Source organism: Polyangiaceae bacterium (assembly GCA_016715885.1).
Taxonomy (GTDB): Bacteria; Myxococcota_A; Polyangia; order Polyangiales; family Polyangiaceae; genus Polyangium.
This window is the reverse complement of sequence record JADJXL010000020.1, coordinates 254132-278780: the sequence shown is the minus strand read 5'-3', so window position 1 is coordinate 278780 and position 24649 is coordinate 254132. Positions and strand designations below refer to the sequence as shown.

At 60.1% G+C, this 24649-nt stretch carries 19 protein-coding genes; 9 read left to right on the top strand and 10 right to left on the bottom strand.

Annotation, left to right across the window (positions count from 1 at the left end):
* Positions 1–158 precede the first annotated feature (158 nt).
* Positions 159–395 carry a hypothetical protein gene (locus tag IPM54_26550; protein ID MBK9263351.1) on the top strand — a complete coding sequence of 79 codons (237 nt, stop codon included), beginning with the start codon at positions 159–161 and terminating at the stop codon, positions 393–395.
* 346 nt (positions 396–741) lie between these two features.
* Here the strand turns inward: IPM54_26550 and IPM54_26545 are convergent, their stop codons facing one another.
* A complete protein-coding gene (locus IPM54_26545; GenBank protein MBK9263350.1) occupies positions 742–1839 on the bottom strand; it encodes a M20/M25/M40 family metallo-hydrolase in 1098 nt (365 codons plus the stop codon).
* A 183-nt stretch (positions 1840–2022) separates the two neighbouring features.
* A complete protein-coding gene (locus IPM54_26540; protein ID MBK9263349.1) occupies positions 2023–3168 on the bottom strand; it encodes a glycosyltransferase family 4 protein in 1146 nt (381 codons plus the stop codon).
* 163 nt (positions 3169–3331) lie between these two features.
* Here IPM54_26540 and IPM54_26535 point away from each other — a divergent pair, with 163 nt between their 5' ends.
* Positions 3332–5218 (top strand): DUF4215 domain-containing protein, encoded by a 1887-nt coding sequence (locus IPM54_26535; protein ID MBK9263348.1) that lies wholly within the window; start codon positions 3332–3334, stop codon positions 5216–5218.
* Positions 5219–5280: 62 nt separating this feature from the next.
* Positions 5281–6621 carry a cytochrome P450 gene (locus IPM54_26530; protein MBK9263347.1) on the top strand — a complete coding sequence of 447 codons (1341 nt, stop codon included), beginning with the start codon at positions 5281–5283 and terminating at the stop codon, positions 6619–6621.
* A gap of 39 nt (positions 6622–6660) precedes the next feature.
* Here the strand turns inward: IPM54_26530 and IPM54_26525 are convergent, their stop codons facing one another.
* The 4 genes from IPM54_26525 to IPM54_26510 all read right to left on the bottom strand — a co-directional run bounded on the left by IPM54_26525 (position 6661) and on the right by IPM54_26510 (position 9673).
* Positions 6661–7326, bottom strand: coding sequence for a DNA alkylation repair protein (locus tag IPM54_26525; GenBank protein MBK9263346.1), 666 nt, complete (start codon positions 7324–7326; stop codon positions 6661–6663).
* Positions 7327–7387: 61 nt separating this feature from the next.
* Positions 7388–8350: a phosphotransferase gene (locus tag IPM54_26520; GenBank protein ID MBK9263345.1), complete on the bottom strand. Its 963-nt coding sequence runs from the start codon at positions 8348–8350 to the stop codon at positions 7388–7390.
* A 55-nt stretch (positions 8351–8405) separates the two neighbouring features.
* Complete coding sequence (locus IPM54_26515) at positions 8406–8918, bottom strand: DinB family protein (GenBank protein MBK9263344.1); 513 nt, start codon at positions 8916–8918, stop codon at positions 8406–8408.
* Positions 8919–9061: 143 nt separating this feature from the next.
* On the bottom strand, positions 9062–9673 hold the full coding sequence (locus IPM54_26510; protein ID MBK9263343.1) for a GTPase domain-containing protein: 612 nt from the start codon (positions 9671–9673) through the stop codon (positions 9062–9064).
* A 181-nt stretch (positions 9674–9854) separates the two neighbouring features.
* On the opposite strand from IPM54_26510, the gene IPM54_26505 reads away from it, so the two are divergent.
* The gene (locus tag IPM54_26505) at positions 9855–10109 is read left to right on the top strand and encodes a hypothetical protein (protein ID MBK9263342.1); all 255 of its coding nucleotides are present in this window, start codon (positions 9855–9857) and stop codon (positions 10107–10109) included.
* Between the two features lie 36 nt (positions 10110–10145).
* Entirely contained in the window at positions 10146–10508 is a 363-nt protein-coding gene (locus IPM54_26500; protein ID MBK9263341.1) for a deiodinase, read from the top strand.
* Between the two features lie 17 nt (positions 10509–10525).
* On the opposite strand, the gene IPM54_26495 is transcribed toward IPM54_26500, so the two are convergent.
* Together IPM54_26495 and IPM54_26490 are read right to left on the bottom strand one after the other, a co-directional pair.
* Positions 10526–11083 carry a GNAT family N-acetyltransferase gene (locus IPM54_26495; protein MBK9263340.1) on the bottom strand — a complete coding sequence of 186 codons (558 nt, stop codon included), beginning with the start codon at positions 11081–11083 and terminating at the stop codon, positions 10526–10528.
* 25 nt (positions 11084–11108) lie between these two features.
* Positions 11109–11660 (bottom strand): bifunctional (p)ppGpp synthetase/guanosine-3',5'-bis(diphosphate) 3'-pyrophosphohydrolase, encoded by a 552-nt coding sequence (locus IPM54_26490; GenBank protein ID MBK9263339.1) that lies wholly within the window; start codon positions 11658–11660, stop codon positions 11109–11111.
* 57 nt (positions 11661–11717) lie between these two features.
* On the opposite strand from IPM54_26490, the gene IPM54_26485 reads away from it, so the two are divergent.
* The 4 genes from IPM54_26485 (at position 11718) to IPM54_26470 (ending at position 20036) form a co-directional block, all read left to right on the top strand.
* Positions 11718–12887, top strand: coding sequence for a hypothetical protein (locus tag IPM54_26485; protein ID MBK9263338.1), 1170 nt, complete (start codon positions 11718–11720; stop codon positions 12885–12887).
* 656 nt (positions 12888–13543) lie between these two features.
* A complete protein-coding gene (locus tag IPM54_26480; protein ID MBK9263337.1) occupies positions 13544–17092 on the top strand; it encodes a hypothetical protein in 3549 nt (1182 codons plus the stop codon).
* The gene (locus IPM54_26475; protein ID MBK9263336.1) at positions 17089–18543 is read left to right on the top strand and encodes an SUMF1/EgtB/PvdO family nonheme iron enzyme; all 1455 of its coding nucleotides are present in this window, start codon (positions 17089–17091) and stop codon (positions 18541–18543) included. Before IPM54_26480 ends, IPM54_26475 begins: the two co-directional genes overlap by 4 nt.
* Positions 18544–18716: 173 nt before the next feature.
* Positions 18717–20036, top strand: a complete 1320-nt coding sequence (locus tag IPM54_26470) for an STAS domain-containing protein (GenBank protein ID MBK9263335.1) — start codon at positions 18717–18719, stop codon at positions 20034–20036.
* A 219-nt stretch (positions 20037–20255) separates the two neighbouring features.
* Here IPM54_26470 and IPM54_26465 read toward each other — a convergent pair whose 3' ends face one another.
* Complete coding sequence (locus IPM54_26465) at positions 20256–21434, bottom strand: lipid-transfer protein (GenBank protein MBK9263334.1); 1179 nt, start codon at positions 21432–21434, stop codon at positions 20256–20258.
* 32 nt (positions 21435–21466) lie between these two features.
* Positions 21467–24544 carry an SDR family NAD(P)-dependent oxidoreductase gene (locus IPM54_26460; protein ID MBK9263333.1) on the bottom strand — a complete coding sequence of 1026 codons (3078 nt, stop codon included), beginning with the start codon at positions 24542–24544 and terminating at the stop codon, positions 21467–21469.
* Positions 24545–24649: the final 105 nt, after the last annotated feature.

Sequence of the window (24649 nt, the reverse complement as noted above, 5' to 3'; positions counted from 1 at the left end):
AGTTTGCCGCGTGTAAAAAGATGTAGCTTTTTCATGGGCGCCATCGTATAGTCGAGGCTCCCAGTCCTATCACCTCGATTGACTTCCGGATCGAGGCTGGGCGTGCGTGTATTCGGACGTGCTGTCGACTTTGTCAGCGCGTGACGGGAGGTTTTTCCATGAATTTCCCTTTGTCGGATGTTGTTGTGTTGAGTGCCGTTGCCGCTTTCGTTTCAGCAGGAATCACGACGTGGTGGTGGTTTTCCCGAGCGACGCGGGATGTTCGCTACGCGCTCGAACCGGTCACAACCATTACGCAAATCGCGCCGAAACCGTCCAATCAATGCGGCGAAGAAGCCGCCCCGGACAGCGGAGTGCGTGTTCGCGTCGGCGCACGCATGCGCGCGGTGGATTAGCTCGCCCCTACTCCATGGGCGCTAACTTGACCCCTTTGCACCCCGCGCGGGGTTGAAACCCCGCGCTACACGACAAGAAGTCCTCGCGCTACCGCGCTCGGACTGACGTCATGGCTGCATAGCGAGGCCTGTAATCTATGCGAAATCGTTGAGGATTCTCGATGACGATCCGAAATTCCACAAGGCCAGTCCCGAACGGTAGTGAGGGACTTTTGAATGTGTAGCGCGGGATTTCAATCCCGCGCGGGCGTTCGGTGACACACTACGGCTCGAGTTTTGAGACAGCTTCTTCAACCCCGCGCGTGCGTGCATTGAGGAGGGGGTTTCGAGTTATGAGACAGCCTCTTTAACCTGGGGCGGCGTGACTCTCGAGCACATGCTTGAAAACGTCCACAGCCCACGCCAAGTCGCTCTTCGTAACGAATTCATCCGGCGCGTGGGCTTGCACGATGTCCCCCGGACCAATCACCACGGCATCAATGCCCGCCTGCGAAAATGCGGCAGCTTCCGTCCAAAATGGCAGCGTCGCTTCCGGCCCCGTAAGACCTCCGAGCAGCTTGCGGAACGGCGCTGCGTCGCGCGTTGCAAACGGCACCATCGACAGCACCGAACGCATGCGCACGTGGTCATGCGCGCGACGCGCGTGATCCATCACTTCCGCCTCGAACGCTTGCAGGTCGAACCCCGGCGGCGGACGAATCGAGAACGTCAACGACGCTTGATTCGGCACGACATTGAACGCAACGCCTCCTTCGATGGATGCGACGTTCAGACACAGTCCCTTCATGTCTTCCGGGCCGCGATCGAGCCATCGCGTAGCAAGTTCGTCAAGTAAAACCGCGAGCTTGCCCATCGTCACGATGGGCCTGTGCATGTGATCAGCTCCCGACGAATGCCCGCCGCGCCCTTCGACTTCCGCGACAAACGCGTTGCACCCGCGATGTTTGACGCCGACCGTTCGACCCGTTGGTTCACAAACGATCGCTCGCTCGATGACACGCGCCCAATCGCTTGCCAAAAAGTGTTTGATGCACGTGCCCGTGCGCTCTTCGTCACCCGAAAAAAGCACGCCAACATTGTGAGGTTTGACGGACTCGAGTGCTGCGAGCGTCGCGGCGATCGCGCCCTTCGTATCGGCTGCGCCGAGCCCGATCACACGATCGCTCGTGACGATGCCGGCCCATGGATCCACCGTCCATCCGCTGTTCGCAGGCACCGTGTCGATGTGTGCGTTGATCACCGTTCGAGGTTCGCCCCAGCGCGCGAGTACGTACGCGCCCGCTTGCGCGCTTGGTTCTTCTCGAGGAACGTGCGCGACGAGCACTTCGTCGGCGCCTCGATCACGCAGCGCTCGCTCCAGCGTCCGACAAATCGCTGGTTCGTCTCCGCCTGGGTTGTGCGTTGGATGGCGGATCAACTCGGCGAGCAGCTCGGCGACGTCCATGTGCGCATCCTACCGCAGCACGTTCGCGCGCGCCTTGCCTTTGAAGCAAGGGCACGCGGATGACGTTTCGAGCGCCTTTGGCGATGACGTTGGTACGCATTCGTAGCATTCGGAAACCATCACCAGGCAGTCTCGTGTGACGGTTGGGCGAAGCCGTTTGTCCAGTACACACGACTCTTGGCTTCAACTCATTCGTCTCGGCCCGAGCTGCGCTGCTTCTCGATACACTTCCACGGTCGTTTTTGCCGTCGCATCCCATGAAAATGCCTTTGCGCGCTCGATCCCTCGATGCCGCAATTCGTCCGCGAGGTTTGGCGAATCCATCAATCGACGCATGACGCGGCCGAGATCTTCCGCAGAGCCGCATGCGAAGTGCAATCCGGCCCCTCCTAGCACTTCAACGAGCGGCGGAATGTCACTTGCAATGACCGGACAGCCCGAGGCCATCGCTTCGAGCGCAGGCATGCCAAAACCTTCCGCGTACGATGGTTGCAGGAGTGCCTGAGCTGCGTGAAGCAGCGTGACCAGCGATTCTTGTTTCAATGCAGGCAGCACGATGAGCCGTTCACGGACGCCGAGTTTTTGTGCGAGTTTGTCGAGACCTCGACCGGAAAACAGGCGTTGTACCAGGACGAGCCGATCGTCAGGACGGGACACTCGGGCAAATGCGGAAATGGCGAGCGCGTGGCCCTTGCTTGGAGCATTCTGCCCGACGAGCAAGAAGAACGGGGCGCTCGAGCCGATGATTTTTGCGGCTTCCGCCTGAGCGTGTGCTCGATCGCCCGTCGGGCGAAACCACGGATCGGCCGCATTGTGCGTGACGACCACGCGTCCGTGTGCCGATGGATCATGCCGTACGATGGCATCGGCGCTGGCTCGAGACACCGTGAGAATGCGTGTCGATTTTTCGAGGGCAATGCGGATTCCCGCTTGAAAAAACGGCGCACGAATGGCGCAGCGTAATGCGAAATCATCGCATAATTCGGGCGAAGTCACCCACATGAGATCGTGCACCGTCGTTACGGCGGCCGAACGATGTCCGATTCCGCGCCCGAGAATGTTGTGCGGCGAATGAAATACATCGCCATCCGTTGGGCCAAAAAACGACGGAAATAGCAGCGATATGGGCTCGTTCGGGGTGCCGAACGATGCATGTTCCATTACATTGGGAGCCGGAGAAAGCTTGCCTCCTGGCGCAGTCGCATGCCGCCAAAATACAAACGACAGATCGGGGGCAAGGAGTGGGACTCGCTCCACCAAAGCTCGCACGTACGCGCCGATTCCGCTGGGTCTTTGGCAAATGTAGCGGCAATCGACGGCAATCTTCATGCGAGGCGCCATCGGGTAGCACTCTTTGCGAGCTAGGACAAGTCTTCAGCGTCGGCGTTGGTGTGATTACATTCTGGGGCAGAGCAAAATGCATACGGAAGTGCTGTCATTGCGTCGCGTTGATTGCTATTCTCGTCGGGAATATCGAAAAGAAAGGTGTTCCATGCGATTCAAACTTGGATTGAGCGTCGCAGCGACGTCGCTCATGTTGCTAGGTGCTGCACGTACTGCGCAGGCGCAAGTCTACGGGCCCTACACGTTCGACGCGAACAGTTGGGCCACTTCTGCGTCGCTGGTCGGCGACTGTTACCCATACCCCGGCGGCAACTGCGCATCGAATGTCGTCGGTCACTCGCCCACGGTATGCGGCGCCAACATCGAATGTGCTCCTGGCAACCACATCGAGGTGTTTTTCGGCAACACGACCATCGTGAACCAACCGGGCGTGGATCTCGTCGTGTTCGATTCGCGCTTTTCGACAGATGCGGCAAAGATTGCCGTCGAAGTCGCGCCTGGCGTGTGGAGTGAGTATCATGTGTGGGCCGCCGATGAGCAATTCGTGATCGGTGCGGGGCTTGGCTGCGCAGGTGAAACGCTCGCCGCGGTTCCCGTTGATCTCAGCCGCTTCAATTTACCTCTTGGCGCCACGAGCCAACGAATTCGCGTAGGCGGTTACCACGCGTCGGGTGGATTGTGCGAATTCGACCTGACGATGGCCGGCGTTCCGATTAACTCGCCGATGTGTGCGAACAATTCCCAATGCAATGACGGCAATCCCTGCACGAACGATGCTTGCTCGAGCGGATCGTGCGTGTATACGCCGACCGGCGCGCCCGGATGCGAGCCTACCGCCGTATGCGGCAATGGAATGCTCGAAATGGGCGAATCGTGCGACGACGGCAATACGATGGCCGGTGATGGCTGTTCCAGCGGATGCCTCATCGAGCTTGGCTACGAATGCATGATGCCTGGCATGGTTTGCAACGATATCGACGAATGCGCGCTCGGTACCGATAATTGTGACGACGACGCGCAATGCGAAAACTTGCCCGGAACGTTCGAGTGCGAATGCAATGCCGGTTATGAAGGCGACGGCGTGACGTGCACCGACATCGACGAATGCACGCTCGGAACCGACAATTGCGATCCGAATGCGACGTGCATGAATACGCCAGGATCGTACACCTGCACTTGCAATACCGGGTATGAGGGCAATGGTTTCGCGTGCACCGACATCGACGAATGTTTGGCGGGTACGGACAATTGCCATACCGAAGCCACATGCGCCAACACCGATGGTTCATTCACCTGCACATGCAACATGGGCTATAGTGGCGACGGCGTCACATGCAGCGACGTCGACGAATGTTTGCTCGGTACGGACAATTGTCACACCGACGCGGATTGCACCAATACGCCCGGATCCTTTACGTGCGGCTGCGATCCTGGGTATGAGGGCGATGGCGTGACGTGCACCGATATCGACGAATGCGCTACGGGCGCGGACAATTGCGCCGAACCTGCGACGTGCACCAATACGCCGGGATCGTTCACGTGCACGTGCCATAACGGCTATTATGGTGACGGCGTCACGTGTACATCGGTGTGCGGCGATGGATTCCTCGTCACTGAAGAAGCATGCGACGACGGCAATATGAAAGATGGCGACGGTTGCAGCGCTTCCTGTGCCATCGAAGACGGTTGGACATGCGGCGGATCGCCTTCCTCGTGCCAAAATGGGTCATGCGGCGACGGAACCATCGCGGCCGTCGAAGGTTGTGACGATGGCAATGCGGCGAGCGGAGACGGCTGCTCCGCCGTCTGCGCGGTCGAGGGCGGCTGGGTTTGCGAGGGACAACCGAGCAACTGCACGAATCCATGCGCCAATGGTCAATGCGACGGAAATCCTGATCCCGTGGAAGAAGGAAGCTGCGAGTGCAGCGCCGTTGGAGCACGCGGCGACGGTTCTGGCATGGCGCTGAGTGCTGGGCTGCTTGCGCTTGCAATCGCACGCTCGCGCCGCGCGTCGAGGAAAGAGCGGCGCAGGTAAATCGATTCCCATGGTTGTCACGTTGCCCGAATCATGCGATATTTCGGCAACCGAGGTCAACCATGGCATTACCTCCCGGCCCGAGCGAACCCGCCTTCGTACAGCTTTTACGATTCACCTTCCAGCCGCTCGAATTCTTCGAGGATTCGCTCGCTCGATATGGCGATCCGTTCACCTTGCGCCTTACCGGTCTTGGGACGTTCGTTCTCGTCACGGCCCCGGATCTCCTCAAACAGGTTTTCACAGCCGATGCGAATGACCTCACGTCGGGCAGCGCAAACAAAATACTCGAACCAGTCACCGGCCCGCGGTCGCTCTTGCTCTTGGACGGCGCCGAGCATTTGCGCATGCGACGGCTCTTGCTGCCCCCGCTGCACGGCGAGCGAATGCATGCATATGCCGAAACGATGGCAAAGGCTGCAAACGAAGAAGTGCAGCGTTTTCCAAGCGGCCGGCCGTTCTCGCTGCACCCGCACATGCAAGCCATTACGCTCGAAGTCATTCTTCGGGCGGTGTTTGGCCTGGATGAGCGTTCACGCCTCGAACGGCTCTCCGAATTGCTGACGAAATTCATGGAGCCGCCCCCGGCTATTTTTGCATTTTTACCCGCGCTTCAGCGGGACTTTCCGCTGTCGCCGATGCGCATTTTCATGCGCCGGCGTGAAGCCGTCGACCGCGAGCTTTATGCGCTGATCGACGAACGCCAAAAACATCCCGACGATTCGCGCACCGATGTACTTGCTTTGCTTTTGGCGGCTCGGGACGAAGAGGGAAAACCTTTGACACGTGGGGAGCTTCGCGACGAATTGGTCACGATGCTCGTGGCTGGGCATGAAACGACCGCAACGTCGCTTTCGTGGACGATTGCCTGTTTGCTCGAAAATCCCGGAGTGCTCGAGCGTCTCGAAGCGGAATTGGCTCCGTTCATTGAAAAGGACGGGTCGATTGACGTCGCCGCGGTCGTGCGTGCCGAATACCTCGACGCGGTCGTCAAAGAATCGTTGCGACTTCGGCCCATCGTGCCTGACGTCGTGCGCGAAGTGCGCGTCCCGTACAATCTTGCGGGATACGACCTACCGCTCGGTGTTTTTCTGACGCCGTGCATTTATTTGGCGCACCGGCAACCGGACGTGTACCCGAATCCGACGCGATTTCTTCCCGAACGTTGGATTGGAGTAAAACCGGATCCGTATCGATGGTTTCCGTTTGGAGGAGGCATTCGGCGGTGCATTGGAATGGCCTTTGCGCTGTACGAAATGAAGGTGGTGCTCGCGACGATACTGGCTCGCACGCGATTGCGGCTCACGCAGCCGGTCAAAGTCGTTCGACGCACGCTGACGCTGGCGCCTTCGCGAGGGACAGAGGTGGAATTGGTTGAGAGGCGGCGCGTTCGGGCGGGGTGAGACGTTCGACGTGCGCAGCGTTGATCCCGCGGTATTCGCTCAACCCTGACGGCGGACGATTTCGTTGATCCAAATGGGGGCGAACGGCGAGGTACATCCCTTGGAAACGGGATAATCCCGATAGATTCCCAATTTTTCTCCAATGGCGATGGCCCGCTTCCGCAATGCGGGGAAATGAATTCCAATGGTCGCAAGCGTGGTGTTCATCGTCCATTGCACTGCGGGATCGGCCTTTCCCATTTCGGACTCGATGCGATCCAAGAGCGCCTTTACGTCGAGCCCATCGGGACTCTTTGCAACGCGCTCCGCAGTGAGGCTCCATCCGGCACGCGCAGCCCATCGGTCATCGGTCGCCATCCACTTTTGGCGAAAAGTCTCCTTGTCGGGGTGTTCTTTGACGACATAGCCGTTGAACCAGTCCGCAACCTGTGAAAAAGCAACGGATCGTACCATCCGATCCATGTCTTTCGCTGACAAGTCTTTGGGCTTCATCAAAAGCGTCGCCAAGAGCTGGGCGTCCGCGTTTCCGGTATCCCAGAGAGCCATGGCGAGCTCGTGGTTGGTCTTGAGCTTTTTGGCGAGCGCGCGGATGTCGCCGAGTTTGACGCCGAACTGATTGTCGCCGGCACCGAACTTGGTGTTGTGCGCCCGTGTCTTGTCGTTTCCGAGTGCCTCGAGCTGCGAGAGGATTTCTTTGACGGTCATGGTCGTGGTTTTGCCGGCATAGCAATCTTCGACAAACGATGCAAACAAAATGAGCAATCGGTCAGGGGCGCTTCGGGAGCGTCAAACCACCCACGAACGGCGATTCCCTCCACTTCTGAAGCCACGAATCGAGCCACTCCGCAAGCTGCGGCAACTGCGGCGTGAGCGCGAGCGACCCCACGGCTTGCAGCGCGCGTGCTGTTTCCATCAGGCGCAGCACATCCTTGTCGAGTGGTCGCAGCCCGAGCGTCGCGGCCTTTGCGTCGTATCGTGCAATCGCATCCGCGTCGAACCCGACCATATCCCACTCGGCAGGCCCCCAAGTCGTGTCCTCGAAGTCCGCGAACACGGGGCCATCGTGCGTGCGAATCATATTGTATACGGGGCCATCACCGTGGATGACCTGTGTCGTAATGCCGGGAAAGACGCGCTCGAACGCTTCGCGCGAACTGACGTGTGGCGCGAGATGGTCCCATTCGGCCCGCGCGCGTTCGAGGTCCGCTGCCGCGACCAAGCTCGGATTGCGTGCAAGATAATCGAGGCAACTGGGGACCGTGTGCGCAAGGGGCGCGAGAAACGGCAGCTCGACGTCGCAATCGGTCAAGGCTGCGTGCAATTCTGCTGCGTAATGCGCGTCTGCGACGAAGTCCGGCACGGCGGTGCGGTCGACCGATAAAGGCTCCCAGAACGTCATCGAGAATCCATTGCAATGAACTGGCTCGCAAGGTACCAGGCCACTCGGTCGCGCGACGGGAATGCCTTTCGCTTGAAGCCACCGAACCACGGCAAGCTCTCGCTTTTGACGTGTCAATTGCGCGCCGAGGTCGAGTCCAATGGGCAAAACGACTTGGACACGCGCGACCACGGGGGCGGGTGCCAGCCGAACGACCACCGAGAATGCATCGTAAAGGACTTCGGCATCGGAGACGTCGAGCCCGAGGTTTTTGCCGCATTGCATGGCCGCGGCAACCACGCGCTTTGTACGTTCGGCGATTTGATCTGAGGTGAGGAGGGAAATGGTCATGGTATATACTCTCTTGCGCTAGCAGTTACATTCAGTTGTGCGAAGACGATGCATCCTACCGCGTCGCGTACAGGAACCGGCAGTAGCCGATTTCGCTCGCGTTTTTCATTAGCTCCATGTTCAGCCACGCGGCGACCGTATAAAACGGCTTGTCCGTAAACGGCCATTTCGTCAGCTTTGTCGCAGCAAGCTCTGCGTCCTCGAGTGCGGCGAGCTTGGAGACCCACTGTTCTTTCAAGTCGCCAATACGCCGCTTGACCTCGTCGACGCTGCCCGGCAACGTGACGTCGTTTCGCTGAAGCTCGGCATTGCCGAACGCATGATCCAGCGCCATCGACCACCAATAGACGATATGCCAGGTGAGCCACGCGATGCTCGCGGGACCAATGTCATACGATTCTGATTCTGGCCAATCCGCGCGCAAAACTCCATTATCGTCGCTGACGTGAAGGCCGCGAGCGGCTGGGCGCCAGAGCCATTCCTCGTCGCTCAGATTGGTCATGTGGTATTCGAAAAGCTGCCACGCCATATTCAACTGCATATCGAGCGCCGTGCGTACATCGTTCATGGATCGGCTCCAAAGTCAGGCAGATGCTCTTGTAGACGATTCGACTTGGCGGTTCAACGTGGAATACCAGATGACCGTCGCTGACGTTCGTCATGACGGCCGCGTTTTACCCGAATGAACGAGTTCGCGCAAGGGTAGGCACGTCAACCGATCAGCCCGCAGCCCGTCAGGGCGCGGGCTACGTGCTCCGCTGGGGCTACCACCCCGTGACCTTTTGTCGCGATCGACTCGAAATACGGCCATTGCATCACGTTCACGTCTCGTTCGAGATCCGCAATACTTGCGATCCTGGACAGGTCACGCTTGTTGTATTGGATGACGCACGGAATGCGACTCGGATCACGCCCCGCCTGCCGAACCCGGTCCATGTTACGCCTGATCTCCTCCGCACTTGCCTCCAGGCGGTCGAACTGTGAGTCAATCACGAAGACGATACCATCTGCAGCAGCCGCCACTTGCTCGTACAGTGGCGAGTTGTACAGCGAGCCCGGCGTCGCCAAGAGGGACAATGCGACGCTGGCACCGGTGTATTGAAGCGAGGCTTCGATGACCCGCCCTTGAGGCATCGAAATCGAGATGTTGCGGATTGTCACGCGAGCTGCGGCTGGACACAAGTCGTAGAGCTGTGTGATCGTGGTCGATCGTCCCGACAGCCCCGGGCCCGCGAACAGAATGCGGTACGTTTTCATCGCCGAATTCCCCGAGCGTCCCCGCTCGAGCACGGCGTTGTAGCTGCGCATTTCCTTCGGCCTCATCTCGACTCTACCAGAAGCGGACCAGAGCCTGCAACACCCCCCCACCCTGCCCCCAAAACCCCTCCCCAGCCACTCCCGCACCGTCTTTCCCCGGCCGAAACGCGGTCTCAGACGCTCCCCCCCCCCTTTTTCCATAGCACACACTTCCTGTCACAGCGCCGACGTGGTAGACGTGCGAACCATGACGCGTACGAAAAAGGTCATCGTGGCCATCGCCGCGCTGCTCGTCGTGGCTTTCGCGGTCGGCGTTGGAATGATAGGTCCCCGCAATGTCATCGGCATGCTGCGTTATGATCAACGTGATGAAGGTCGATTGAAGGTCGGCGATACCGCACCCGACGTGACGCTCGTCGCGCTTGCCGAGGGGCGGCAGGAAAAGCTTTCTACACGCGTCGGAACGAAGCCGCTCGTATTGATTTTCGGCAGCTTCACGTGACCCCCGTTTCGGCGCTCGGTCGAGCGTCTTCGGGCAATGTTCGAGCGGTTCAGCAAGGATGCCGAGTTTCTTACGATTTACATCAAGGAGGCACATCCGACCGACGAATGGCAAATGGACGTGAACGAAAAACACAACGTCTGTTATCCGCAACCTCGAAGCACCGAGGCGCGCGTGGCCATTGCGGCGGACTTCGTGAAACGATTCGAATACGACATTCCACTGCTCGTCGACCCCATCGAAAACCCCGCCAATGCAGCTTATGCCGGCTGGCCAGAGCGGCTCTACGTAGTCGATGAGAAGGGCGTGATCGTCTACAAGGGCGGAATGGGACCGTTCGAGTTTCACCCGGAAGAGGTTGAAGCGTGGCTCGAACGCCGGTTCCCGAACGCTCGTTGAGGGCCCGCTCCACCCCCTCATTGATCAGCCTCCCAATCCGAGCGCAGCAATCCGTAAATGTAAAAATCATGCCGCTTTCCACGACACACGCGATATCCCCGCAAGCACCCCTCACGCATGAATCCACTGCGCTCGAGCAAGCCCACGGAGCGCCCGTTGTCGACCCTGACGAAGGCATGCACCCGATCGACCTTTTCCTGCCGAAAAGCCCACTCGAGCGCCGCGGCCACCGCTTGGCGCATCAGCCCCTTGCCCCAATGAACCTGCGCGAAGTCGAACGCCAGCTCCGCCCAGCGATGCACCGGGGACCAGTCATTGAAACCGCACGTGCCAACAAGCCGATCATCATGCAGCGCAACCCCCCATCTGGATGGCTCGCCCGCCGCCCAACGGCTCAATGACCGCCCAATCATTGTTTCGACCAAAGACATCGTTACATCGGGATAGCTGGTCAGGTCCGTCACGGCAGGATCCCGCAGGTAAGCATAAAGCGCGTCAGCGTCGGTCTCACGGAGCGGACGCAGGCGCGCTCCGTCGAGCTCAATCGTCGGCGCATGTCGTGGCATGGGTTTCATGAACCGCTCATGCAAGTCGAAGATATCATTGCACGCCACTCTCATCGATGAACGCCCCGTACGCATCGATTTTCGCGGCAAGGCGATTTGCCAAAGGAGCGCTCGCGCTGCCGAGCGCCGCGAGGATCGTGCGGGCTTCCTCGCGATAGGCAATGCGTTTTTCACGCGACCAATACGCTGGCGGTGCAGCTAGGTTCGTGATGCGATCGGCCAATTTCACCATCCACACTTCCCGTGGCTCGTTTCGAATACGTGCAAGTGAATCGTTCATTTGCTCGTGTTTCGGCAATTGCGCATTCTTGCTCAATGCACGCACGCCACGCGCCACGGGTGCGCCAAAGAGCCGCGCGATGTCCTCCTCGAGCATGTTCGTGTCTTCGATGGTGTCGTGAAGAAGTGCGCATGTCACCGCAAAGTCGACATCGAAGGCGTCCTGCGTCGCGACCGCGAGGATCTCTGCTGCAACGGCGACGACGTGAATCACGTAGGGATGACTCGAGCCGGGCACTTTCTGCGCCGCATGTGCGCTTGCAGCCACTTCGAGGGCTTTGTTGTAGGTGTCGGGTGAGAAAGTCATCGTTGACGCTCCTATTTTTCGCTGTTCATGCGGCCGCACATTTGATACCTAGGTGGCATGCTACAATTTTTCCGCCGTCATGTCCCGCTGACATTGATCGTGATCGCATGCGGTTGCAACTCGTCGAAGTCCGACACGAAGGGCACGGTAGTGCAGGAGAAGAGCACGACGCCGACCGTGAATGCGGCGGCTGCCGCCAAACCTGCCGATGATGCAATGGTAAAACTCGCGCTTGGCGCCCTTCAGGAATGGGTCGATGCGCAAAACCAAAACAAGCTCGACGGGTATCTCGGTCTATACGATGCGGCGTCCTTTCAAGGCATCAAGCGCACGACATCGGGCACCGAGCAAAAGCAAAACTTCGATGCGTGGAAACAGGAGCGCTCGCGCATGTTCGGCACCGGTGTCACGGTGGCCGCAGATGCGCCGAAAGCCGCGTCCGTGGGTCCGGACATGATCGAAGTGCGGTTCACGCAGCGCTGGAAAAACCCGCGTTATGCCGACCATGGGCCGAAGGTGATGCGGTTCAACGTGAAAAATGGTGCAGCGCGTATCGTGTATGAAGAATTGGTCTCGAGCACCCCTGGATGGGAGGACGCATCGGCGGACACGGGACTATCGAAATTCGTCCGAGCGCGCCCGGAGAATTCGGATCGTAAAGGGCTCGATGCATGTGCATACCTTGGAGGATTCGGTTTTGCGTGCATCGATGCATTGCTTGCCGAAAAGGATCCCATCGTGAAACGTTACATGCGGAGGCTCAGCGACGCGGACGCTCGGCAAGCATTCGATGCGCTGCAAGCCAAGAGCCCCCATGGAGTGGCGCACGCCGAATTTGCCATGCAATGCGCCGACAAGGGGCCTTGCAAAGCGGATGCGGCGCATTCGGACGACGGATACATGTGCCTCACGCGTGCCGAAAACGCGATTCAGCAAGGCAACGAAGCAGAATCGCAAGCTGCGCACGAACGAGCTTGCACGTGCGGGAGTGAGCGGGCGCAGATACCGATCATGGGAGGGTTTTTGGCATGCAATGGCAAGACGCCTGAAAAACGCGGGCAAAACATGACGTCCGCCGAAGCCAAGGAAGTGCGCGCTTGCGGCGAATGCGATGCGCAAGCGGGGCCTGCCGCATGCGCAAAAGAGATAGAACGGTTGTCGAAGAGCGACGCCGAGCTTGCGAAATACATCGAGACCGTCCATGTACCTCGATGCAGCCGCCCGTGAGACGATCGCCGTCCCCCCCCCCCCCCCCCTCCCCCCCCCCCCCCGCACGCGCGGCGCCCCCTCCCCCCAGCCCCCCCCCCCCCCCCCCCCCCCCCGGCCAGCCCCCCCCCCCGGGCCCCCCCCGGGGCCCGGGGGGCCCCCCGGGGGCCGGGGGCCCCCGGGGCCTTGGGGTGGGGGGGGGGGGGGGGGGGGGGGCGGCCCGCGGGGGGGGGGCGGGGGGGGTTGGGGGGGGGTTGGGGCCGGTGCGGGGGGGTGTGCCCCCCCCCCGGGGGGGGGGGGGCCCGGGGGGGGGGGGGGGCGCCCCGGCGGGGGGGGGGGGCGCCCCGGGGGGGCCGGGCGGGGGGGGCGGCGGCCGCCCCCCGGGGGTTTGAAAAGGCAAATGGCAAAGGCAAGCATGAATGCCGCTTGATGCCGAAAGACGTCCACGTGCCCCGGAGCACGAGATCGGCTCTGGCGCCGTGGGCCCCACTACGCGCCGGGCCGATCAAAAAAAAGGCACGAGGCGCTCGGTGATGTGTTGCAAGGTACCGCGACATCTCCGTATGGCCCCGGCTGTTGCGTGGGCACATGTGAATAAAGCATTCGGTTAGTGCGGCGCGACAAATGCGCGAGGGCCCCTTCGTTCTTATGCACCTGCATTCGCAGTATTGACCTCCATGCTCATCGTCGGTACGCGAGCTGTCGCCGCGGACCTGATTCTCGATGGCAGCGCCGCGGGACCAGCCATGTGTCCAGACGGCGGGACGCCCGTCGATAAGACCTGTCAGGTAAACGCCAATACGGCGCTCAACGTCGCATGTCGATATGGCGGCGAGAAAACATTTGGCAACGTGTCGCTCGTGAATGGCGCCGTCGTCTGCGTCGGGCCGTATGACGGCGTCGACCGATTCAATACGGGGAACCTCATTCTCAAGGCGAATACGATTACCATCGACGCTTCGTCGCGGATCGTTGCCAAAGGAAGCGGGTATCGAGGGCTCGTGTGCGACGATGGTGAAGGTCCTTTGACGGCGCCATTTTCGGGCGGACGCGGCGGCTGTTCGGTGCTCGATTCGGGCGGCGGCGGCGCTCACTTTGGTCAAGGCGGCCGCGGAACGAAAGATTGCTTCGTTTTCGGATCTGCGACGGCTTGCGAATTCCCCAACGAATACGAGGAGGATTGCGGCAACAAGGTGAACAACGCTTGCGTCGCGGCCACGGATCCCAACAAGGCGGTTTGTTATGGAACCGTCTTCAATGCCAATGGTGCGGCCGATGGATTCCCGACCGTAGCTGGATTGCCCTTCCGACACAGCGTATACGAAATCGAATTCGGTGCTGCCGGCGGCGACAAAGGGTGTCGAGACGGTTATGACACGGCGCTTCGTGCTGGTCGAGGTGGCGGGCGCGTGGTGCTTTTTGCGGCAACGGCAACCCAAGACGGGATGATTGACATTGCAGGCGGCGTGACGGCGGACGGGCATCGCGGGTGTTCGTCGGGAAACGACTCTGCGGGCGGAGGCGCAGGTGGATCCATTCTCATCATCGGCGACACTGTGAAGATTGCCGAGACGGCGCGCATCAGCGCGCATGGTGGCCGTGGAGGTGATTCGCAACCGAAATGCACGACGTGCACGACGAACGCCGAATGTCAATCGGGGCAAACGTGCGTGGCCGGTCGTTGTGGACCGTGCAACTGCACGCCCTGCACGACGAATGCGCAATGCAATGCGCTGCTTGGACAGACGTGCAAACCTCTGGGTGGCGCGCTCGGTTCGGTTTGTGCCGACAGCAACAACCAATGCACGCCGTTCGATCCGGTCGACAATGAAAACGAGTGCAAAGGCACGCAGCTCAGCGGGACGTGTGACGATTGCGCTGGTGGCGGTGGGGGCGGCATCATCAACGTGCAATCGCGCGTCGGAACGATTCATCCGCAAGCCATTTTCGACGTTCGCGGTGGCAATGGCGGCATTTGCCCCATTTGCGCGGGCGAAGCCGGAGGTGGCGCGGGCGAATTGCAAATCGACAGCGCGTACGTTGGAGAAATCTGCGATGGCTGGGACAACGATTTCGACGGCGAAGTCGACGAAGGCCTCGGGATGATCACCTGCCCCGACATGACGATGATCCCCGCGTGTCTGAACGGCGTTCCGCAAATTTGTTCGTACGATCCTGCCAAGTGCGCCGTGCCTGCGTCGGATGCGCGTCCGCGATTCGCATTGGTGCTCGACACGTCCGGCTCGATGCTGAACGATCTCTCCGGCAATCCGACGTTCGGTGACGGTTCGGTGGATCATCCCGGCGTGGACACGTCGAGCGACCCGGATATGGTCGCGGGCAACAATTCGCGCCTGTTCGTGGCAAAAGAAGCGCTCACGCAGGTGCTCAGCGCGTTCCCCGAAAGCGACTATGCGCTGGCTCGATATTATCAAGACGTAGGTGTGAATCGAAGCTGCCAAGCGGCGGCGAATTTCGAATGCGCGCAGAGCTGCTGTTCGTACGACGATCCGTCGAACAATTTGCCGCCCCCCTACCCTGCGGTCTATCCGGACAATCAATGCATCTTGTCGCAGCTTTATCCGACGGCGGGATATCCGGCGAATGCGTCTTTCACGGGGAACATGCCGATTGGTTGGCCGCCTGAAGCCATGGAGATGACCCCGACGTCCGATTGCATCAATTACGCAGGCTCGTGCGGGCCGCCTCGGCGCGGGGCGCAATTCTTGGTCGGCTTCAATCAGCCCATCAGCAAATATCTGAAATGGCTGGATGGAGTCGAAGATGCCGACGGGATGTTCGATTCGAGCATCATGGAGGGCAATCATTGCGCCATGGGCAATTGCGAGGTTCGAGGCTCCGGGCCGACGCCGTTGGCCGGATCGCTCGAGGCGACGTACGATTACTTGACACCGGTAGTGACGTGCGACAGCGCATCCGCGTGCAGGTCATATGCGACGATATTGCTGACGGATGGCGCGGAGAGTTGCGAGGGCAATCCGGCCGCGGCAGCAGCGGCGCTTTTGGCCGGCATCAATGGCAAGCCGGTACCGACGTACGTGATTGGGTTTTCGGTTCTTCCGAGCGAGCAGGCGCAGCTCAATCAAATTGCGATGGCAGGCGGGACGAATCAAGCATTTTTCGTGTCGTCGAAGAGCGAATTGGCCAATGCGTTGGCAGAAATCATCGGGCAAAACCAAAAATTCGAGCTATGCAATGGCCTCGATGACGATTGCGACAACCTCATCGACGAGGATTTCCCCGAAAAAGGGCAACCGTGCACGGACGGGGAAATCGGCGCCTGCATGGGCATTGGCACGTACCTGTGCAAAGCGGATGGAACGGGCACGGAATGTGTCATTACCGATCCGGGCGCGACACCGATGGCCGAGATCTGCAACAACATGGACGACGATTGCGATGGTCTCGTGGACGAGGACGACATGGGCTTGCCGCTCGATTGTCCGAACTGCATGCCGATGCCCGAGGTCTGCGACGGAATCGACAACGATTGCGATTTCATGATCGACGAAGAGCCGGACGTATCGACGAACCAACCGGACGTCTATGGTGTTCCTTGCGGGATGCTCACGGCACCGAGCGATCAGGCGCCATGTCAGCTTGGAACGGTGCTGTGCATCAACGCAAAGCCCGTGTGCGTCGGATTCGTGGGTCCGAAGCAAGAAATCTGCAATGGGCTCGACGAGGATTGCGATGGAATCGGCGACAACATGGCGCCGTGTCCCGGAGAGAGCATGTGCATCGAAGCGCAATGCGCGATTCCTTGCGCGGATGGCGAATTCCCCTGCCCGCCGGGCCTTTACTGCAACCCCGACAATTATTGCCTCAAGCTGACGTGCGATCAGATTACGTGCGAACCGGGTCAAGTGTGCATGGACGGCATGTGCGTCGATGATCCGAATTCGTCGTCGAGCTCGTCGAGCGGTGGCGGCAGCGGTGGTTCGGGCGGCATTGCGGGTGCTGGCGGCACGGCGGGAAGCGCGGGCATGGGTGGCGCTGCAGGAATGGGCGGCACTGCGGAGACCGGTGGCAGCGGCGGCGAGCCTGACGACGGGCGGTACGGATTGGCCACGGGCGGCGGTGGATGCAAGTGTGGCATTGCATCGGATGAGCGGCGGGACGCGCCATTCGTCGCGGCCATCATGGCACTCGCGTGTCTTTCTCGAGCAAGGCGCCTTTCGCGTGGGCGCAAGGAGGCATCATGAGCCCCAGACAAACCCACGGATTGGGACTTCTCGTCGCGCTCGTCACGGGCGTCTTCGGAGCCGTGCTGGGTAGCGGCTGCACCGATTCGGCATTCTGTTTTGCCGAATGCGGCGACACAGCGTCGTCGGCTGGCGGAATGGCTGGCGAGGGCGGCATGGCAGGCATGGGTGGCGGCGATGGCGGCGATGGCGGCGGATTCATTGGCGCGAGCGGCACCGGCGGAATGAACACGTGTGGCGCTGACCTATTGAACGACGTGAACAATTGCGGCGCGTGCGACAATCGATGCATGCTGCCGAGCGCATTTCCCAAATGTGTTGACGGTGCGTGTATCGTCGATACGTGCATTGCCGGCACGTACGATGTCGATGGAGATGCGAAGACCGGCTGTGAATACACCTGCCCCGTGCCCGTGCTCGGTCCCGAGCAATGCAATGGTATCGACGACGATTGCGACGGCAAGGTGGATTCGGCCGATCCGGACCTCGAACCGCCCGCGAATTTGTGCACCATGACGCCGGGCACGCCGTGTGCTGCGACGACGGTTGCCTGTAATGGTTCTGCGGGGTGGTCGTGCGTGTACCCGCCGGAAGTCGAAGTGGTATCCGGCTTCGTGCGCACGACGGAAACGCGATGCGATGGCATTGACGGCAACTGCGACGGGAGCATCGACGAATGGTTTCAGGATCTGGGCACCACGTGCAAAGACAGTGCGCTTGGTCAATGCGTCGACATGGGCGTGATCATTTGTGATCCGCAAAATAGCGGAAAAACCATTTGCGACTTGAGCGCGCCGCCGGCTCCACTGCCCTCGCAGCCGGAATTGTGCAATGGCATCGACGACGATTGCGATGGTTTCGTCGACGAGGACATCGATCCAATGGCATTCGACATGGATCTGGTGCCTGGCTCGAATCCTCCCGTGTACGTCGATCGTTACGAAGCTTCACGACCTGATGCGACGATGCAATCGGCAGGCATTCGTGAAACGGTTTCTTGCAGCAAGGCTGGGGTTTTGCCATGGACGGGGGGCTCGTATGCCGAGGCCGAAGCGGCATGTGCGGCGCGCGGAGCGGGATTCCGCTTGTGCACGGCGGCCGAGCTCGAGATGGCGTGCAGTGGCGGCATGGGAATGCTTTATCCATATGGGATGATGTACGACCCCATGGCGTGTTATGGCGTGGACAACGCGGGCGCAATGAATCAGGCACGGCCGACCGGAAATTCGGCAATGTGCACGGCCATGGGCGGATCGTTCGACCTTTCGGGAAACGTCACCGAATGGACCAGCACGCAAACGAACATGGCTTCGGCGCCCGATCGAATCTTCCAGCTCCATGGCGGATCCTATCTTTCACCGCAGCTCGGTCTTTCGTGCACGATGGAATTGCCTGCACGCGCCGCAGAGCAAACGCTCTTGCCGAACATCGGCTTCCGGTGCTGCCGATAAGCGGCGCGGACCCACCCTCTCTCGTTAAAACTCTCGTCAAAAAAAGCACTCGATTTGACACCAGCGCAAAGCTGTCAGTGTCCCTATGTCGTAAACGGACCTGCGACAAACTATTTTCTGGTTGCGCCCAATTCGTGCTTGCCTGCCTTCTTTCCACTGTTCATAGGTGACATATGGGTTATGACCTCGAGCGATTTTCGTCGGCTGATGCGGTCAAACTGAGCTTGCAGCTACGTCGTCTCGGCGTTTCAGCGTCGAACTTGACCGATGTGACGAACAACGTGGTGCAATTTCTGTTCGAGCAACTGCGCGAGGGATCCACGGGAGCTCGGTGTTGTGCCCTCGTGCGCGTTTATGTGCTGACGTCGTTCGAGCATTTGGATGACGACAGACAGCGGTTTGCCGCGAAGTTATGCAGCGATGCGCGTATCACCGATGCGACGCCATGCCTGTCCTTGCTTGCGACGGCCGGAGAAGAGCCCAACTGGAACGCTCCCAGCACATCGAGCGGGCATTTGGCCATTCCGCTTCCGAGCCCCGAGTTTGTCTTGGGGCTGCCGATGGTGCGGTCCTTACTTGCATCGCTCGGGGTGGATCTTGCGAAGATCTTCCGGGCCGATCAGGAGATTGGCGTGAGTTTGGTCGAGGGGGATTTGGGGATTTTCCACGTCCCCGAAGCGCGTGGCGCACCATCGATTCCGGCGCAGGATTTCGTTAAAAAATACGGCATTCGTTCGGTGCTCGGGTTTGGCGGGGCGCTACCGAATGGCGACATCTTTACGATGCTCATGTTTTCCAAGGTGCCGATTCGTAGCGACGTGTGCGAACTTTTCAAGACCGTGGCGCTTGGAATGAAGCTGGCCGTGCTCCGGGTTGGTCAAGTCGCGCTGACGCAACGGTCGCATGAAACGAACACCGACGGTGCGCGCTCGTCGAGCTCGCTCAACGTCGTCTTTCAAGAGCGACTCGAGGCTTTGGAGAAGCTCATCGACGCGCAGGAACACGTTGCGGCCATTCAGACCGATCACATCGCTGCGCTCGTCCAAGAGCTGGGTAGGAAGCTCGACGCCGAACGCGAGCGCGCCGCGACGCTCGAACGGCTTCAACTGACCGTGGAAAAACTCTCCACGCCGATTCTCGAAGTTTGGGATGACGTACTCGCGCTTCCTCTCGTCGGTGTCGTCGATTCGCGCCGAACGAATCAAATCATGGAACGACTGCTCGACGAAGTGAGTCAGCGCGGCTGTCGATATGTCATCATCGACGTGACCGGGACCGACACCGTGGACACGGCCATCGCCGACCATTTGGTTCGCATCGTCAGGGCCGTCGAATTGCTCGGCGCAAAGTGTGTCTTGACCGGCATCCGACCGAGCGTTGCGCAAACGCTCGTCGACCTTGGTGTAAACCTCGGCAGTTTGCGTACGCTACGCAATTTGAAGCATGGATTGAAAGATTGTATTGGGCCGATACGCGGGCGAAATGCGGCGTGATTGGGGCACCACGCGCCTCAGCCACCTAGAACATAACTGGTTTGAAACCGAGCCAGTATTTGCACCCTCGCTCCGCGCGCGTGGGACGCGCGCTTCGCGAGGCTAGTTTACGTTGGGGGGCCGAGGCTCGCCTCCCGGTGCTTTTGCTTGCGCAAAAGCACGGCGAGGCTCGGCCCCCCAAACCCCCCGATTTTCCCTTCAATCCCTGAGAAGTGCCTATCAATCTTTCCGGTACATGGTGACGACGCACGCGCCGCCGAGGCCCAGGTTGTGCTGAAGCGCCACCTTGGCGCCCTCCACCTGCCTCGCGTCCGCCGTGCCTCGTAGCTGCCAAACGAGCTCGGTGCATTGCGCCAAACCCGTCGCTCCGAGCGGATGACCCTTCGAGAGAAGCCCACCGGAAGGATTGGTCACGTATTTACCGCCGAACGTGTTTTGCCCGTCCCAAATGAACTTCTCCGCTTCGCCTTCTTTGCAAAGGCCGAGCGCTTCGTAGGTCACCACTTCGTTGGCCGTGAAACAATCGTGCAATTCGACGACTTGCACGTCTTCCGGTCCGATGCCCGATTGCGCGTAGACCTTGTCGGCCGCCGCTTTGGCCATGTCGTACCCGATCATTTTGATCATGCTGTCGCCGAAGCTCGACGCAAAATCCGTCGTCATGGCTTGCGCGGCAATGTAGATCGGATTCGAGATGTTGTGCTTTTTGGCGAAATCATCGGAGCACAATATGGCTGCTGCTGCGCCGCAGGTGGGCGGGCAGCATTGGAATCGCGTGAGCGGATCGAAAACTTCGGGCGAAGCCATGATCTGCTCGAGCGACAGCACTTCATTGAACAACGCGTACGGGTTCTTGCTCGCGTGTTTGCGCGCTTTTTCCGCCACTTTGCCGAATGTTTCGCGCTTCGCGCCGTACTTCCAGCGGTATTCACGCCCGGCGCCGCCGAACATTTGCGCTGTCGGAACGGATTGATTGAAGCCTTGCACGCGTTGCATGACGTCGGCGTGCTTGTCAATCGGGCTCGGCCTGTCGCCCCATTTCGATCCGAGCGCGCCCTTTTCCATTTGCTCGAATCCCACGACCAAGACGCATTCTGCAAGGCCGCCTTCGATGGCTTGCCTTCCAAGGTAAAGCGCCGTCGATCCCGTCGAGCAATTGTTGTTCACGTTGATGACCGGAATGCCGGTCAAACCGACTTCGTAGACCGCTCGCTGCCCGCACGTGCTATCGCCGAAAACGTAGCCCGCATAAGCTTGTTCGACCGTGCCATAGTCGACGCCGGCATCGGCCAGGGCCGCTTTTGCCGCTTTCGCCGCCATCACGTTGTAGTCTTCGCTCGCGCCAGGCTTTTGGAACTTCACCATCCCGACGCCGATGACATTGACTCTTCTGCCCATTGTCAGCCTCCTTCAGTTTCCGTTCCGTCCGCCTAGCTCGCTTGCCCGAGCAACCCTTTCAAGAAACCCAACCGATGCGACGCAATGCGAACTTCGCCGTCGACGCGCATTTTGCCCGTTTGGAACAGGCGCGCGTCGCTTTCGGTTCCGCGCACCAGGGCCAAAAAGTCTTCGGTCGACATCGTAATGACGGCCGCCGGTTCTTTGGCTCGACCTGTCGAAACTGTCGTATGACCACCCGCAAAGTCGACGTGCCAATCGCTGTCGGGCCCCGTGAGTCGGAATTCGACGACGGCGTCGACTTCCTTGGCCATCTCCGGCGATTTCGCAATGCGATCCCTCAGGGCATCGAAGACCGCCACCACGCCCGGTCCCGCATCCGCCTTTGCCGGTGCCGAAGCCGCCGGCGCCGCTGCCTTCGGAGCTTCGGCCTTCGTCGCCGCCTTCCCCTTGTGCGCCGCAATCGCTGCTTTCGCCTGCTCGGGGTCGATCTTCTTCATGAAGTTGAGCTTCTGCGAAGCCATCAGATTGCCGCTGATCTTCAGCTTGCCACCAAAGTAGAGCTGCTGAGGATCCGCCTTGCCAGATGCCATTGCGAGCCAATCTTCGACGGTGATTTCGAGCTGCGTGTCGGACTTTTCCGCGCCAGGACCCTCGAATACCGATCCTTTGCCATTCTTCAAATCGATCGTCCACGTGCTGTCGGGGCTCTTCAGATCGAATTGGAAAATGGTCTTGACCTTTTCCACGAGCTGCGGGTTCTTTTCAATGTAATCGCGAATCCCGATGAACACGTCGGCCGCAATCGAACCAGGCGTCTCTTGCGCAGGCGCAGCCGCGGCGGGAGCCGCCGCAGTTGCACCACCCTTGGCCTTCTTGTGCGCCGCGATCGCCGCCATCGCTTGCTGCGGGTCGATCTTCTTCATGAAGTTCAGCTTTTGCGACAGCATCAAGTTGCCGCCGATCTTCAGCTTGCCTTCGAAGTAGAGCTTCTGCGGATCCGCCGCGCCCGTCGCCATGCTGAGCCAATCGGCGGCGGTAATCTCGAGCGTCGTGTCGGGTTTGTCCGAACCCGCCCCCTCGAACACGGCGCCTTTGCCGTTCTTCAGATCGATGGTCCAAGTGCTGTTCGGGTTTTTCAGGTCGAACTGGAAAATGCCCTTGACCTTCTCGACGAGCGCAGGATTTTTCTCGACATAGTCGCGAATCCCGATGAACACGTCGCCGCTCGGATCATCCACAGGCGCCGCGGCTTGCGCCGGAGCTGCTGCTGCTGCGGGAGCTGCTTTCGCCTTCGGTTGCGGGATTTCCTTCCAAAGCTCGATCGCCGCGTTCGAGATGACGACCTTGTCGCGTTCCTTGATCTTGCAGCGGAACACGATGCGCGTGTCGCTCTCTTTCCACATCTCGGTGATCACCGTTTCGCCGGGGAAAACGCTGTCCGCAAAGCGCACCTTGATGCTCTTGAACTTGCGCGCGTCACCATCGGCGAACGTGCGGATCACGTGCCGCGCGGCGTAGCCGAACGTGCAGAGACCATGCAGGATGGGTTTGGAGAAACCGAACGCCGAAGCGAACGAGGGATCGGCGTGCAGCGGATTCCAGTCGCCGTTCAAGCGGTACAGAAGCGCTTGGTTTTCCGGGATTTTTTGCTCGATCGTCGCATCGGCAGCGCGCTCGGGCGGCACGTTCACGTCCGCCGAAGGCCCTCGATCACCGCCCCAACCGCCAGCTCCACGAATGAGCGCCGTGCTCTCGTTGATGACGAGCACCTCGCCCGCTTCGTCGTAGCTCTTGATTTCTGTGACGATGAGCGCGTTTTTGCCTTTGTCGAAAATGTCCTTGACCTTCGCCTTGTGCGTGAGTTTCGCGGTCGGCGGCAGCGGCCTCGTGAGCTCCATGTACTGCTCGCCGTGGAGCAGCCGATCGAGCCCGTAGTTCATGCCTGGCGCGGTTTTGCCTTGGCGCGCAAGGTCCAAGAGCGCGCGAAGCGCAGGCACGACGCCGTAAGTCGGGAGTGGGACGAACCCTTGCCCGTGCATCTCGTACGTGTGACGTAGCTCTTTGTCATCGAGCGGGTTTTCCGCGGCGCCGACGCTCAGGCCGTAAATGGCGAGGTCTCGTTCGTCGTACGACGAGTGGATGGGCGGGTATTCGTAGCCGAGCGCCTCGTCGACATCGATGAACTCGTTGCCGCCTTTCGCCGGACCCGCCTGCACATTCGTCATAACGGGGCCCATCGACTGATTGATGTCGGTCGGATGCGTGGCCTTGTCGAAGCTCGTGATCTTTCCGAAGTCGCGCTGAATGTCTTCGATGCGGATTTGTTTGCCGAGGCGAATCGTTTTGCCTTCGGTACGTTCCCAGCGAAGCTTGGCGAAAAACCCGCCGCCGACTTCGTACAGGCCGCCGGTGTCGCTGTTGCTTTCGTGGCACAAGTACGCGACGAGCGGGCTCACGTATTCCGGCTTGAGCGCATCGATGATCTCGGGCGGAAGCACCGTTTCCGTCATGCGCGATCCGGCGATGGGAGCGATCGTGTTGACGATGATGTTTCGCTTTTTGCCTTCGAGCGCAAGCGTACTCGACAAACCCACCATGCCGAGTTTGGCCATCGAATAATTGGCTTGACCGAAGTTGCCGTAGATGCCCGCCGCGGACGACGTGAAGACGATGCGCCCGTAGCCTTGGTCGCGCATGTAGGGCCATGCGGCGTGAGTGCAGCGGAAGCTGCCGAGGACGTGGACGCGGTAGATGAGGTCCCAGTCTTCCTGGGTCATCTTTTGGAAGGTCACGTCGCGCAAGATGCCGGCGTTGTTGATGAGGATATCGATGCGTCCGAACGCATCGATTGCCGTCTTGACGATTTGGTCGCCGTCTTCGACGGAGTTGTAATTTGCGACGGCCTCGCCGCCGGCGGCTTTGATTTCCGCGACGACCTTGTCGGCCGCTTCGGAGCCTTTGCCTTCACCGTGTCTTCCGCCGCCGAGGTCGTTGACCACGACTTTGGCGCCACGACTGGCCAGCAATAGTGCGTGGGATCGTCCGAGACCATTGCCCGCGCCCGTGACGATCGCCACTTTCCCATCGTATCGAAGCTCGTTCGCCATCAGCCATTACCTCACACCACGATGTTTCGCATGCGAACTATCGCATCCTGAAACAATTGTCGAGGGGGAAGTCGCGTGAACGACGTTCCGGTTTGATTTGGGGGG

Coding starts and splice junctions, on each gene's coding strand:
- IPM54_26550 (MBK9263351.1), top strand. CDS start 159: ATGAATTTCCCTTTGTCGGATGTTGTTGTGTTGAGTGCCGTTGCCGCT.
- IPM54_26545 (MBK9263350.1), bottom strand. CDS start 1,839: ATGGACGTCGCCGAGCTGCTCGCCGAGTTGATCCGCCATCCAACGCAC.
- IPM54_26540 (MBK9263349.1), bottom strand. CDS start 3,168: ATGAAGATTGCCGTCGATTGCCGCTACATTTGCCAAAGACCCAGCGGA.
- IPM54_26535 (MBK9263348.1), top strand. CDS start 3,332: ATGCGATTCAAACTTGGATTGAGCGTCGCAGCGACGTCGCTCATGTTG.
- IPM54_26530 (MBK9263347.1), top strand. CDS start 5,281: ATGGCATTACCTCCCGGCCCGAGCGAACCCGCCTTCGTACAGCTTTTA.
- IPM54_26525 (MBK9263346.1), bottom strand. CDS start 7,326: ATGACCGTCAAAGAAATCCTCTCGCAGCTCGAGGCACTCGGAAACGAC.
- IPM54_26520 (MBK9263345.1), bottom strand. CDS start 8,350: ATGACCATTTCCCTCCTCACCTCAGATCAAATCGCCGAACGTACAAAG.
- IPM54_26515 (MBK9263344.1), bottom strand. CDS start 8,918: ATGAACGATGTACGCACGGCGCTCGATATGCAGTTGAATATGGCGTGG.
- IPM54_26510 (MBK9263343.1), bottom strand. CDS start 9,673: ATGAGGCCGAAGGAAATGCGCAGCTACAACGCCGTGCTCGAGCGGGGA.
- IPM54_26505 (MBK9263342.1), top strand. CDS start 9,855: ATGACGCGTACGAAAAAGGTCATCGTGGCCATCGCCGCGCTGCTCGTC.
- IPM54_26500 (MBK9263341.1), top strand. CDS start 10,146: ATGTTCGAGCGGTTCAGCAAGGATGCCGAGTTTCTTACGATTTACATC.
- IPM54_26495 (MBK9263340.1), bottom strand. CDS start 11,083: ATGAAACCCATGCCACGACATGCGCCGACGATTGAGCTCGACGGAGCG.
- IPM54_26490 (MBK9263339.1), bottom strand. CDS start 11,660: ATGACTTTCTCACCCGACACCTACAACAAAGCCCTCGAAGTGGCTGCA.
- IPM54_26485 (MBK9263338.1), top strand. CDS start 11,718: ATGCTACAATTTTTCCGCCGTCATGTCCCGCTGACATTGATCGTGATC.
- IPM54_26480 (MBK9263337.1), top strand. CDS start 13,544: ATGCTCATCGTCGGTACGCGAGCTGTCGCCGCGGACCTGATTCTCGAT.
- IPM54_26475 (MBK9263336.1), top strand. CDS start 17,089: ATGAGCCCCAGACAAACCCACGGATTGGGACTTCTCGTCGCGCTCGTC.
- IPM54_26470 (MBK9263335.1), top strand. CDS start 18,717: ATGGGTTATGACCTCGAGCGATTTTCGTCGGCTGATGCGGTCAAACTG.
- IPM54_26465 (MBK9263334.1), bottom strand. CDS start 21,434: ATGGGCAGAAGAGTCAATGTCATCGGCGTCGGGATGGTGAAGTTCCAA.
- IPM54_26460 (MBK9263333.1), bottom strand. CDS start 24,544: ATGGCGAACGAGCTTCGATACGATGGGAAAGTGGCGATCGTCACGGGC.